This window comes from Vibrio sp. THAF64 (assembly GCF_009363455.1).
Taxonomy (GTDB): domain Bacteria; phylum Pseudomonadota; class Gammaproteobacteria; order Enterobacterales; family Vibrionaceae; genus Vibrio; species Vibrio coralliilyticus.
Map to the genome: position 1 here is coordinate 1,497,134 of NZ_CP045356.1, position 12,020 is coordinate 1,509,153.

Annotated in this window: 12 protein-coding genes; 8 read left to right on the forward strand and 4 right to left on the reverse strand. The window is 45.1% G+C overall.

Annotated elements, in window-relative coordinates; translation table 11 throughout:
- Nucleotides 1-48: 48 nt before the first annotated feature.
- The gene (locus FIU99_RS23255) at nt 49-1,593 is read left to right on the forward strand and encodes a M28 family metallopeptidase (protein WP_006961498.1); all 1,545 of its coding nucleotides are present in this window, start codon (nt 49-51) and stop codon (nt 1,591-1,593) included.
- Between the two features lie 74 nt (nt 1,594-1,667).
- Here FIU99_RS23255 and FIU99_RS23260 read toward each other — a convergent pair whose 3' ends face one another.
- The gene (locus FIU99_RS23260; RefSeq protein ID WP_152472567.1) at nt 1,668-2,147 is read right to left on the reverse strand and encodes an aminoacyl-tRNA deacylase; all 480 of its coding nucleotides are present in this window, start codon (nt 2,145-2,147) and stop codon (nt 1,668-1,670) included.
- Nucleotides 2,148-2,344: 197 nt separating this feature from the next.
- Here FIU99_RS23260 and amt point away from each other — a divergent pair, with 197 nt between their 5' ends.
- The 5 genes from amt to FIU99_RS23285 all read left to right on the forward strand — a co-directional run bounded on the left by amt (nt 2,345) and on the right by FIU99_RS23285 (nt 9,040).
- The gene (gene amt, locus FIU99_RS23265) at nt 2,345-4,534 is read left to right on the forward strand and encodes an ammonium transporter (RefSeq protein WP_152472568.1); all 2,190 of its coding nucleotides are present in this window, start codon (nt 2,345-2,347) and stop codon (nt 4,532-4,534) included.
- A gap of 15 nt (nt 4,535-4,549) precedes the next feature.
- Nucleotides 4,550-5,833, forward strand: coding sequence for an HD domain-containing phosphohydrolase (locus FIU99_RS23270; RefSeq protein WP_006961495.1), 1,284 nt, complete (start codon nt 4,550-4,552; stop codon nt 5,831-5,833).
- Nucleotides 5,834-6,087: 254 nt separating this feature from the next.
- A complete protein-coding gene (locus FIU99_RS23275) occupies nt 6,088-6,408 on the forward strand; it encodes a (2Fe-2S)-binding protein (protein WP_021455536.1) in 321 nt (106 codons plus the stop codon).
- Nucleotides 6,405-7,787: an NAD(P)/FAD-dependent oxidoreductase gene (locus FIU99_RS23280; protein WP_006961493.1), complete on the forward strand. Its 1,383-nt coding sequence runs from the start codon at nt 6,405-6,407 to the stop codon at nt 7,785-7,787. The genes FIU99_RS23275 and FIU99_RS23280 overlap by 4 nt, the downstream gene beginning before the upstream one ends.
- Nucleotides 7,787-9,040: an FAD-binding oxidoreductase gene (locus FIU99_RS23285; RefSeq protein WP_006961492.1), complete on the forward strand. Its 1,254-nt coding sequence runs from the start codon at nt 7,787-7,789 to the stop codon at nt 9,038-9,040. The genes FIU99_RS23280 and FIU99_RS23285 overlap by 1 nt, the downstream gene beginning before the upstream one ends.
- Before the next feature lie 52 nt (nt 9,041-9,092).
- Here FIU99_RS23285 and FIU99_RS23290 read toward each other — a convergent pair whose 3' ends face one another.
- From FIU99_RS23290 to FIU99_RS23300, 3 genes are read right to left on the reverse strand one after another with little or no spacing between them, the layout of a single operon-like run.
- Entirely contained in the window at nt 9,093-9,881 is a 789-nt protein-coding gene (locus tag FIU99_RS23290) for a carbon-nitrogen hydrolase family protein (RefSeq protein WP_006961491.1), read from the reverse strand.
- A gap of 53 nt (nt 9,882-9,934) precedes the next feature.
- Nucleotides 9,935-10,306, reverse strand: a complete 372-nt coding sequence (locus FIU99_RS23295) for a hypothetical protein (RefSeq protein ID WP_227495732.1) — start codon at nt 10,304-10,306, stop codon at nt 9,935-9,937.
- A gap of 12 nt (nt 10,307-10,318) precedes the next feature.
- Nucleotides 10,319-10,726 (reverse strand): GFA family protein, encoded by a 408-nt coding sequence (locus tag FIU99_RS23300; protein WP_039952169.1) that lies wholly within the window; start codon nt 10,724-10,726, stop codon nt 10,319-10,321.
- 180 nt (nt 10,727-10,906) lie between these two features.
- On the opposite strand from FIU99_RS23300, the gene FIU99_RS23305 reads away from it, so the two are divergent.
- Together FIU99_RS23305 and FIU99_RS23310 are read left to right on the forward strand one after the other, a co-directional pair.
- The gene (locus tag FIU99_RS23305; RefSeq protein ID WP_251768436.1) at nt 10,907-11,413 is read left to right on the forward strand and encodes a hypothetical protein; all 507 of its coding nucleotides are present in this window, start codon (nt 10,907-10,909) and stop codon (nt 11,411-11,413) included.
- A gap of 100 nt (nt 11,414-11,513) precedes the next feature.
- A complete protein-coding gene (locus FIU99_RS23310; RefSeq protein ID WP_006961487.1) occupies nt 11,514-11,813 on the forward strand; it encodes an isoamylase early set domain-containing protein in 300 nt (99 codons plus the stop codon).
- Nucleotides 11,814-12,020 lie beyond the last annotated feature (207 nt).

Genomic DNA, 12,020 nt, shown 5'->3' on the forward strand with positions numbered 1-12,020 from the left:
CCTGCTTTGTATCACGTCTACAGAATTTACAAGGAACTCAGTTCTGCTATGAAAAAGACATTATTAGCTTTAGCTCTATTTGGGAGCGCTTCTGCTTTTGCAGCATCAGATGCCAACGTATTGAAAGATGGGGAAGTATGGATTACGACGGATGCTGATGCTCAGCATTTGATAACGCAGCATGGTGCAGCGGTATTTAGCGGCTTTGCAGCAAATCCAAATGCTGTGGTTGCCAAAATCAATGAGAAGCAGCTGGCGGCACTCTCCAGTCATATGCATGAAGCGAAACACCGTTGTGGTGGTTACATGGTGCATGAGGACAAGGCAAGCGCAATGAAAGCGGCGGGTATGCCACTGTCGATGAGTACGTTTGAGAAGCCGGTGATTAGCCACCACGATACGGTCGAGTCGTTGATTGCGCAGGTTGAGCCAAACAACATGGTTACTACCATTGAAAACCTAACCAGCTTTACTAACCGTTTTTATACCACTTCTACGGGTATCGCTGCTTCGGACTGGTTGCTAGAGCGCTGGCAAGAAGAGATTAAGGATGTACCTTATGCCTCCGCTCAGCAAATCTCACACAGTGATTACCCACAGAAATCGGTTGAAGTAACTTTAGTCGGTGCCAAGCATCCAGACGAGATCGTTGTGGTGGGTGGTCACCTAGATTCAACAGTTGGGTCATGGACAACCGAAGGTACAATATCACCGGGAGCCGATGATGACGCTTCGGGTATTGCAACCGTGACAGAAGCATTGCGTCTTATGATTGCTAGCGGTATCCAGCCAGATCGCACCATCAAGTTCTATGGCTATGCTGCAGAAGAAGTGGGTTTGCGAGGTTCTCAGGACATCGCTCAAACGCTGAAAGGCGAGCAGGCGGATGTTGTCTCTGCTCTGCAACTGGATATGACCAACTACAATGGTTCGGCTCATGACATTACTTTCATCAACGATTACACAGACGCGAATTTAACGGAATTTCTCAGCGAGCTGATTGATACCTACGCGAGTGAAATTACTTATGATTTTGACCGCTGTGGCTACGCCTGTTCTGACCACGCTTCTTGGCATAACGCTGGTTACCCGTCAGCAATGCCATTTGAAACCATGTTCAATGATTACAACCCGCATATCCACACTGAGCACGACACGTTGGAGAACTCCGACCCAACCGCAAGCCATGCGACTAAATTTGCTAAGTTAGCCATCGCATACTTGGTGGAAACCAGTTTGGATGACGCAGAGTCGCCAGTGAAGGAGCTGGAAAACGGTACACCAGTGGAGAACCTGACATCCGGTTATTTCGATGAACAGTTTTTTGTTTTCCGCACTACAGAGCCGGGCGAAGTAACGATTTCCATTACAGGCCCACGCAGTGGCGATGCGGATCTATACGTGACCTATGAAGGTCCGGTTTCGAAAACAGAATATGACTGTCGTCCGTTCCAGAATGGCAGCAACGAACAGTGCGTGTTTAACAAACCAGCTGGTGAGTTCAACATTATGATTCGTGGTTACCGCAACTTTGATGAAGTAGATATTGTGGCTAGCTTTAGTCCTGAGAACGCTCAGGATCAGAAGCAATAGTAAGGTAAAGAAGTCCACCAATTGGTGGACTTCTTTTGATGATGAATCGTCACCGGATTTCGGTTTAAAGCAAGTTAATGGAAGATCTGGCTACTGAATCTCATCATTTTGCTCTGGCCCATTAATTGGCGAAAAGATTCCTGATCGAGTTTGATCAAGGTTTCATGATCGCCTGCTTTAAAGTAGACGTAGTTCTGGCGAGTCAACACTTCATCATAAGTGGTCGATATATGGTAGGCGCTACCAACAGGTGGTATGGCACCATTCTCACAATCGTCGAACATCTCATAAATCTGTCGCTCTTTAACAAGATGGAAATTGGCATTTAGCTCGTCATTTAGCCGGGACAAGCTGATCTTATTGTTGGCGGGTAAAACAGCCATCATGTGATGACCATCGTGATCTTCCAGAACGATGCCCTTTGCCAGACACACCAAAGGTATACCTGCAGCAACACCGCTCTGAAGTGAGCTTTGGCTGTGGCTATGCCTGACTGTCTGGAACGGGATATCGTGTTCGCTTAGATATTGGTCTAATCGTGTTGCAATACTCATACAAACCTCCATGTGCCTGGGGCCCATGTTGAGTATAGGTAACGAACACTTAAGTCACCATTTGCGCTTTTCGACTCGTGTGAAGGCTGCTTCGCCGTAAACCAATCTGTTGAATTTGGATCTATATTTATACTCATATGCAATTACATGGATGTAAGTTCAGTTGCTTAATAAGGCGCTGAAAACATATAGGTGTTATGAATTCATTGTTCGTATTTTTGTGTACGTTGCTGGTCCTGCTGATGCAGGTCGGCTTCTTGCTGCTTGAAGCTGGCACTGTACGACGAAAAAATACGGTCAATGTAGCGGCTAAGAATTTAATCGACTTAGCTGTGGTTCTGGGACTGTATTGGCTGGTTGGTTACGGCATTATGTTTGGTGAATCTTGGCAAGGACTGGCAGGCACTAATCAGTTCATGATCCCGAAATTTGATGCTATTGATGAGGGTGCATTTTTCTTTTATCAAATGGTGTTTTGTGCCACATCGGTTACGATTATTTCCGGTGCTATCGCAGAGCGAGGTAGCCTGAAGGGCTATATTGCGATTTCTGTTCTGGTTGCTGCCTTTATTTACCCTGTTGTGGGTCACTGGGTGTGGGCGGAACAAGGTTGGTTATCGCAATACGGCTTTGTCGATTTTGCTGGTTCGACAGCGGTGCATGCGGTGGGCGGCTGGGCGGCGTTAGCCGCAGTGATTGTGATTGGACCAAGGTTGAACCGTTTCAAAGACGGGCAGGCTTTTAATCACAGCAGTTTGGTACAGACGGTCGCAGGTGTCGTATTCCTATGGATTGGATGGTTGGGATTCAACGCGGGCAGCTCGCTTGCATTCAGTTCAAATACTTTCAATATTATCCTCAATACCATACTCGCTGGAGCGATGGGCGGATTAACGTCCGCATTGGTCTCGCTTCACTTGATTAAGCGAGTGCATGTTCCTCATTTCTGCAACGGTATTCTTTCGGGACTGGTGGCAATTACCGCGAACTGTAACTTAGTCAATGCACCTAGTGCGGTTGTGATAGGTATGGTTGCTGCACTGATTTATACCTTGACCAACCATTTGTTAATTCGAAAGAAAATTGATGATGCAGTTGGAGCAATCCCTGTTCATTTGGCAAATGGTATCTGGGGGACCTTGGCTGTCGCTTTATTCGCACCTCAAGACGCATTTTCTGGAGCACTGATAGCAGAAGATAGAACCAGCCAGTTACTGATTCAAATATTCGGTATTAGCGCGACCAGTGCATTCGTCTTTCCTATCAGCTATTTGAGTTTCTACCTGCTTAACAAAGTGATTTCTTTGCGAGTGAAGCAGGAAGAAGAGGTTATCGGTCTTAATATCTCTTCTCATGAAGCGGGCAGTGATCTCTATGATCTCGTCGCTGTCATGCAGCATCAGGAGGCGAGCGGTGATTTTACACAGCGAGTCGATTACGATCCGACATCTGAGATTGGAATGATTGCCCGTCAATACAATCGGGTGTTGTCACGCTTCGAAGAAGCATTAGTTAAGGTCACAAAAAAGCATCATTCTCTTGTTGAGTCGAACCAACGTATCAAGGATATGGAAGCTAGGCTAGAGAGAGATGAGAAGCTGTCGAATCTCGGTCAGGTAAGCTCTGGGCTTCTCAGAGAAATCAATGAACCTATCAGCTATGTCTTGAGCAACATTAATACGCTTAGAGACTACAATCGCTTTTTCAAGGTATTAGTGACAGAGTACAAAACCTTTGCTGCGGTTGCGTCGGCACATCCTGTGGTTGCGAAGGAAGTGTTGAGCCGAATTGATCGAATTTGTGAAGAAGAAGATCTCGACTTTGTCTTCGAAGACAGCGATGAGCTTATCAAGGCAACGTCAGAAGGGGCTTTGAAAATTGACAGCATACTTTCTAATATCAAGACGTTTGCAGATTACAGTGATGAGCAATTCGATTTAAGAGATATTAACGTCATTTTGTCATCATCAATTGAAAGCCTCTCAGATCGTATTGAGTCGAACTGTCGGATTATTGAGTCTTACGATGCTGAAAATGCTTTAGTTTCATGTAGTGCACATCAACTTGAACAGCTCTTTGTTAATTTACTGCAGAATTCGTTACAGGCAATTGGCCGTGAACTCGGTGTAATCAAAGTGATGACGAGCCTTTGTGACAAATACGTAGTCGTTCATATTGTGGATAGTGGGATCGGTATTGCTGAAGAAAATCTGCCTCAAATCTTTGATCCCTTTTTCACCACTCGCATGGACATGAGCAACACAGGGCTAGGGTTATCTATTTGCCATGGGGTGGTGAATAATCATGGGGGCAAAATCGATGTAGTGAGTAAAGTCGGTAAAGGCACCAAATTCACTGTGCGCTTACCTATATCAAACCATCACTAGTGGCAGGGAGCTCTTATGGATGGAGACACCGCAGTAAAACTCATTATCGTTGATAGTGAAGTTCAAATCACTCGTGCACTGTCACGACTGCTAAGGAAAGACTTCAGTGTTGTGACATTTAATGACCCGATTTCGGCCCTGACATATCTCAATGACTACGAAGTCTCCATCGTTGTTGCGGATTCCAATATGCCGTCCATGAGTAGTTCCAAATTCTTTTATGAGGCTAGGTATGTCCAACCTGGGGCTATACGTGTCGCACTATCAAGTAATGCGGAGAAGAATGATTTAACAGCGTTTATCAACGAAGGGGATGTTAGCTATGTATTACCTAAACCATGGGAAAACGAAGAGGTAAAGAAAACGCTGCTTCGGCTCAAGTCCCAGTTTGAAATGACGGGAGGCATAGAAAAATATGCGAAACATCAGGAAGCCATCAACGCTAAGCTTCTCCGAGATAATGAAAGCTTGCAAGGGCAGATAGAGGAGAAGAATAAACACATTAAACAACTCGATCTAAAGTACAAAAGTGCAAGCCATAGGCACAAAGAACTGATGAATAATACGTTGAGTTTGTTGGTGAACGTGATCTCTGAAAGTGTTCATGTTGAAAAGCAAGATTTGCTGAGAATCGCTGAACACGTCAAGGAGCTTGCAGGGCATATAACGTCATCTGAAGTATCAAATGATCAAGCTTATCAAGCGGCTCTGCTCCATCTTATTGGCATGGTCTCTTGTCAGTCTAAACAGCAGTTATCTTCAGCGTACACAGCTCATCACATTGGCCCGTGTGGCTCAGGTCATAAAGCCGCTGACTTACTTCTGCATAATGCGTCATTCCAACCACTTCTCGCGGGAATCCAATATCAGGATGAAAATATGGATGGAACAGGGTTTCCTGAAGGATTAAAAGGAGAGCAAATCCCTGTATTGTCGAGAATTATAAGAGTGGTGAAGGATTACGATTATCTAACGGTCAATCACGTTGATAGAACAAAGCTTCGTTTGCCTGCGGTTGCTGAAAGTTTAATGAAAGAAAAATCTAAGAGTCATTATGATCCGCTCATTCTGAATACTTATTTTCATATGCTAGAAGATAAGCGCAGAAATAATACAAGTACATTTGAATATTGCGTCAGTATTGGCGATCTAAAACCAGGGATTGAAATAAAACGTGATGTCTCCCTGCCAAACGGAAAAGTCTTAATTAAGAGAGGGAGCAGGCTTAATCAGGAGATGCTAGATCGGTTGTTCGAGCTTGAAGAATTCGAAAGTCAGAATTTTGTTTATGTCATCTAAATTAATTTTTCTAATCCAATAAAACCCTTCCATTTAATAAATATTACATATATTTCTGTTCTTCTTTGAACCAACTTTCGTTCTTATCTTCCATATTTTTGCAGTGGTCTGATGAGATACTGAGTAGTAGCACAAGTATTTCCCTTAATAATTGTGATGGTTCTTTTTAAATTGAAAATGCGTCTTTTTTGATCATTTCCCTTACTTTTTTTATGGGTATGATGCGTATGCGCTTTGTTGCATTGGAGAGGTATATGAATTCTATTACAAAAAGAAACCAAGATATTACTAAGGTGCTCGATAAGCCCTTCACCATAAATGTTGACGGGAAACCCATTCCGGCGGTTGAAGGTGAAAGTGTGCTAAGCGCTTTGTTGGCTTCAAATATTCGTCAGTTGATGACAAATGATTACGGTGCTGAATCCGGCCCATACTGCGGGATGGGGGTATGTCACTGTTGTTTGTTGCACATTGATGGTCGCCACAAGCAGAGAGCCTGCCAGACTATCGTCAAGCCAGATATGGAGGTTGAGACCAGCCGAAACTTGGTACTTGAGCAAGGGGGTGAGATATGACTAAGAAAGTCGTGATTGTAGGTGGTGGACCGGCAGGTATGTCGGCAGCAACTGAACTTGCACGCTTTGGTATTCATTCCACTGTGATTGATGAAGCACCTAAAGCTGGTGGTGTTATTTATCGAGGACCATGGCGAAAAACGGCGGACATGCCCCATCTGGACGAAAAGCTGACCAATGCGATGGACAAGCTTCAAGAGGACTATCAAAGCAATGCGTCTTTCATTGACTTGCGGACTCAGACACGAGTCTTAGGGCCTTTGGGTGACAACAATCTATTGGTTACCCATGACCACGAACTGTCTAATATCGAGTATGACCATTTGCTATTGGCGACGGGGTGTCAGGAACGAAGCATCCCTTTTTCGGGATGGCAGCTTCCGGGTGTGATGCTTTTAGGTGCGATACAGCTTCAGCTCAAAAGTGGGCTAGTCAGACCGGGTAACAAAGTCGTGATTACAGGGAGTGGCCCGCTGTTAGTTCTGGTCGCTTGCCAACTACATAAAGCGGGTTGTCAGGTTGAAGCTATTTATGAAGCTGCGAAGTTTTCGTCGGTAGCCAAAGAAACGCTGGCGATGCTCAACCGCCCTCAACAAGCGTTGGATGGGCTATCGATGATGTGGTACCTCAAGCAACATAATATCCCGCTCCACTATGGATGGGGGTTGGTGAAAGCAGAAGGTGTCCGCCAGCTCAATGAAGTAACCGTTGCGCCTTACGATGACAACTGGTTCCCAGATCACTCTCAAGCTGTGACTCATGTTGTGGATACGCTAGGGGTGGGCTATGGCTTTGCGGCTCGCTCGCAACTCGCTCAGCTTATCGGCCTCGATATTGAATATGACCACATGAGTGGGGCAATCCCTGCTGTCGATAAATGGCAGCGAAGCAGTCAGGAGAACATTTTCTGTGCAGGTGACAGCGCTAAAATTGCGGGTGCCGATGCTGCCATGCTGGAAGGTAAGATCGCCGCAAAAGCTATTGCTTGTGAACTTGGCAAACTGGGTAGTGCAGACGCAGAGCAGTACATTGCTGCAATGCGGCGTAAGTTGTCACGTCTCTATCGCTTCCGTCAGGCCTTTGATAATGCGGGTTTCCGCGAACTCGGCCTGCTCTCTCTACCAGAGGAAGATACCGTAATTTGTCGCTGTGAACAGGTGAAGAAAAAAGCGATAGATGAAGCGATAGCTCAAGGTTGCCGAGACATTGTGACCTTAAAAATGCGCACCCGCGTGACAATGGGGGATTGCCAAGGCAAAACCTGTGCCCACTATTGCTACGACCGATTGAAGAAAGAAGGATTCAGTCAGGAACAAGGCCTAGTTCGCCCTAGATTCCCACTCGATCCAATCCCATTTGCAGCGCTGGAGGAAGAGTAATGAAAGCGTATGATGTAGTCATTTGTGGTGGTGGTGTTATAGGTGCGTCCATTGCGTACTTCCTGAGTCGTCAGAAAGATCTCAAGATTGCTGTCGTTGATTTCAAATACCCGGGAAATGCGTCTCGTGCATCTGCCGGTGGACTATGGGCAATGGGTGAATCGACTGGTCTCGGCTGTGGCGTCATTCTATTTAAAACATTATCGAAGCAAATGCAGGAGTCAGGAGCAAATGAAGCACCGGAAATGAACCCGCATATTATGCCAGAACCATTTTTTGATATGGCGATGATGTCGAATGCGATGTACCCGGCACTATACGAGGAGCTGGTTGAAAACCACGGTGTCGACTTCAAATTTGAACGCACTGGCCTGAAGTTTGTGATGTTCGATAAATATGACCGGATGTACGCTGAACAAATCGCAGCAGCGGTGCCTAATCGTCACAATCATGTTCGTTGGGTTTCTCAAGAAGAATTGCATTCCGAAGAACCGAATGTATCCAAAGACGCCATTGGCGCGATGGAGTTTGATTGTGACCATCAAATTAATCCGTATCGCCTCAATGAAGCGTATTTGGAAGCCGCTCGCCAGAACGGGGTTGAACTTTATCTCAATACTAAAGTGACAGGAGTTGAGAGGCAGGGTAATCGCGTTACAGCAGTGAAAACAGAACAGGGTGTTTTACCGTGTAAAATGATGGTCAATGCTGCAGGTGCTTGGGCAGAAACTATCAGCCAATGGGCAACAGGTTATAAGCTGCCAGTCTTCCCGGTTAAAGGGCAGGTGATCATCACAGAGAAGCTACCGAAGTTACTTAACGGCTGTTTGACGACCAGTGATTGTTACATCGCGCAGAAAGACAACGGTGAGATCTTGATTGGTTCTACGACCGAAGAACGTGGATTTGATACCAGCAATGATATTAAGTACATCAAGCAGTTAGGTCAGGGGGCGATGAAATCCATCCCTGCTCTCAAGGACATGAACATCAAGCGCTGTTGGGCGGGGTTGCGTCCTGGCTCACCAGATGAGTTACCGATTCTTGGTCCGGTTCCGGGTGTAGAAGGTTACCTCAATGCATGCGGCCATTTCCGTACCGGTATGCTGACCTCAGCGATTACGGGTCGAATTCTCGATGAGTTGGTGAGAAGTTTACCGACTTGTGTTGATATTTCACCTTTCTCCTACCAGCGTTTCCTAAATAACGAAGGGGAAATGATCGGTAAATACCAACTGGATCATGCGCTATAGATAGGTTTGCTTTTGAATACGACATGAGCCAGCGACTACGCTGGCTCTTTTTTTAGCTCAGCACGTCACTCACTGAGGCCATTTCAGGAAGCAGTTCCACACCGAGTACTTTGCGTGGTGTCGGCAACGGGCATTCAATGTCGAGAGTATAGATGGCTTCTTCTTGGTGGAAAGGGGCAATCAACTCCCCATTAGGTGTGCAAATCCGGCTGTCGCCACGATATTCTCCAACCAACTCTTCAGTCACATCTTCGCCCACACGATTGCAGGTCACTATGTAGTAACCATTTTCGAGTGCTTTTGCTCTCGCGACATGCAAGCTGTATTCGCCACCAAAGTTCGCTGGATGCAGCAGTACATCGATACCTTGCTTGGCATATTCGCGAGTGATTTCTGGAAACCAGAGATCAAAGCAAATAGCGATACCAAACTTCACTCCTTTGTGTTCGAAACAGGTTAGCTGGTCACCTCGTGAGAAGTAACGCTTATCGATATTGGTTTGGCTGACCTTGCGAAAGCGAGTTTTTAGCCCATGTTCATCTACTACAGCCACACTGTTATAAAACTGATCGCTATGCCTTTCCGCCAGCCCCGCAACAACTAAGGTATTGTGCCGCTTAGCCAGATTCTGCAGTGTGGCTATCGTTTCGCTGTCAGAAAAGTCCTCACAAAGCGCATGAATTTCTTCTGTGGTGTTAAAAATGTAACCTGTCGTTGAAAGCTCAGGAAGAAGCAGAATTTCACCAACCTCTTTTTGGTTAGCGACTAATGAGGAAATATGGTCAAGATTGCGTGCTTTGTCTTTATAAAACACCTTGTTCTGAACCAGAGTGATCTGCATAGAATGGTCTCTTTGTTTGAAGAACGAAAAGGTTTGAGGCAAATCGCTATCCGCTACGGACAGACGTCACTGACTTCATTTTCACCGCATGGAAAACAGCTTTTTCTTTCGGGTCCGATATAGGCGTGGCACACTTCACCGGTTTCAATGTTGACTAGAAAAGAATGGTTCAGGCTACTGTAAAAGTAGTGAGTAAACTCCATGCCCTGATCGTTGAATGTTTCAACGGTATCGGGAGTATCATCCAACTGAAACATCAAGTCGAGATCGGTCACCCATTCATACGCTTTTTCCGTTTCGGTGGAGTGTGCTGTGGAAAGAAACATCAATCCTGAAAGTAAAACCACAAACTTCATATCATTGTCCGTCACTGTGAGAGCTGAATACAGAGTACAGCCCAAATTAAGAGAAGGTTTGTGAATCAATATCTCATTCTGTTAATGGTGATGTTCCATCTGGCAGTCAAATTTGACCCAGCCGTGTTGCTTTTCTTCGTAAACAGAGAAACTTGGGGTCTGAAAATCCTGCTCTTGGAAAATACCGACAGGTATAACAATGAAATCTCGGGCGGCACTGAGTTTGAGTGACATTGTCGTGCTGCACCTAGGGCAAAAAGAGTAGGTGACTTCATTACCTGAATCACTGATACGAGTGTATTCGACAAGATCACCGCTGAAAGAAACTTGCTCTTGATTAAATCTAGCCTGGACTCCGAAAACGCTCCCGGTTCTCTTTTGACATTCAAAGCAGTGACAGACTGACGTTCTGACTGGTTCACCACGACAAACCAGATTGACCTGCCCACAACTGCAATCGGCCATACGTATTTTCTGCTCGTGTTCCATTTTATCTCCTTGTCCTTGCTGCTAACATGACGTCACTATGTTCATGTATCTGATAAGACATACTACAAGATGAAAAAGCGCCTTTTACCAATTCCTCTGATTCTTTTGATTCCGATCCTCTTATTAATAGTAGTCACGATCGCTGGCCTGTACCGATTCAGTCTTTCTGATGAAGAGATAATGGCAAAGTTTCCTAATCATGCTGCAAGCAGTGATGTGGTTATGCAGTCTGTTTTTGGTCTTTCGACTACAAACCCTTGGACGGTGAAAGTGCCCGAAAGTCAGGCTTATACGTTTATGGAAGAGCTAAACCCAACGAAAGGTCTGGCAAGTGGCACGTATGAAGATGGTGAAGAGCGTGGCGTCGTCACTGTTGATACAAGCAAGTTGCTTCAGATTACCCCCACGATGTTTGCCTCGATTATGACTGTCTCAAATCAGGGCTCCGGCGTGTTCTACTATCTAGCCACGTTTCACTATGATGATTTTAGAAAACGCATGATTTCGAAAGAAGCTCAATTTCTGGGGGACCGGATCGTCGTCGATGCACTAGAAAAACAGCAGCACAATATTAGTGTGAGTATTAAACAACGTGATGCTGATCAACCCATGTCACATGAGCCTACCATTTCAACTACTATACTTTTCGAGTTGACTGGGCAGGATAGCCTGGAACGTGTCGAATAATCAGTGTTCAATACGGTATTGTGCATGGAGTACGGATTGCTTATTATTTGGCCTGACAAGTTATGAGATGGATTTGTTTTTGTCGTTAATGGAGTTAAACATGATCAATAAGCGATTCTTTAAAACTAAAGATGAAGTAGAAGTAACGTTCGAACTTGCTGCGGAACAAGTTGGACAGTCAGTGGCTATCGTAGCGGATTTTCTGGATTGGCAACCAACCGAAATGAAGAAGGTGGCTAAGAGTAAATCCTACAAGTTTAAAACGCGTTTGCCGAAAGACAGTGAATTTGAATTTCGTTATTTGGTTGATAATGAAAAGTGGATAAACGATCCGAATGCGGACCAATATCAGCCAAACGGTTTCGGCTCAGATAATGGTTTAGTTTCCACTTATCAGTAATCTGAATGCATGTGAAAGTGGGTGATTACTATCAACCATAAGTCATATTTATAAAGGCGCGTTTGCGCCTTTTTTGATCCAAACCTGACATTCCATAGGTGACAAGCTAGGCATAAATTCGTACCCTTAGGCCTTTCTGAAATTCAAGCAATAAGGTCAAACTGTGCAATCCAAAAGATTGACATCTCGCTTTCGAGAGCTCTCCAA

Coding starts and splice junctions, on each gene's coding strand:
- FIU99_RS23255 (WP_006961498.1), top strand. CDS start 49: ATGAAAAAGACATTATTAGCTTTAGCTCTATTTGGGAGCGCTTCTGCT.
- FIU99_RS23260 (WP_152472567.1), bottom strand. CDS start 2,147: ATGAGTATTGCAACACGATTAGACCAATATCTAAGCGAACACGATATC.
- amt (WP_152472568.1), top strand. CDS start 2,345: ATGAATTCATTGTTCGTATTTTTGTGTACGTTGCTGGTCCTGCTGATG.
- FIU99_RS23270 (WP_006961495.1), top strand. CDS start 4,550: ATGGATGGAGACACCGCAGTAAAACTCATTATCGTTGATAGTGAAGTT.
- FIU99_RS23275 (WP_021455536.1), top strand. CDS start 6,088: ATGAATTCTATTACAAAAAGAAACCAAGATATTACTAAGGTGCTCGAT.
- FIU99_RS23280 (WP_006961493.1), top strand. CDS start 6,405: ATGACTAAGAAAGTCGTGATTGTAGGTGGTGGACCGGCAGGTATGTCG.
- FIU99_RS23285 (WP_006961492.1), top strand. CDS start 7,787: ATGAAAGCGTATGATGTAGTCATTTGTGGTGGTGGTGTTATAGGTGCG.
- FIU99_RS23290 (WP_006961491.1), bottom strand. CDS start 9,881: ATGCAGATCACTCTGGTTCAGAACAAGGTGTTTTATAAAGACAAAGCA.
- FIU99_RS23300 (WP_039952169.1), bottom strand. CDS start 10,726: ATGGAACACGAGCAGAAAATACGTATGGCCGATTGCAGTTGTGGGCAG.
- FIU99_RS23305 (WP_251768436.1), top strand. CDS start 10,907: ATGGCAAAGTTTCCTAATCATGCTGCAAGCAGTGATGTGGTTATGCAG.
- FIU99_RS23310 (WP_006961487.1), top strand. CDS start 11,514: ATGATCAATAAGCGATTCTTTAAAACTAAAGATGAAGTAGAAGTAACG.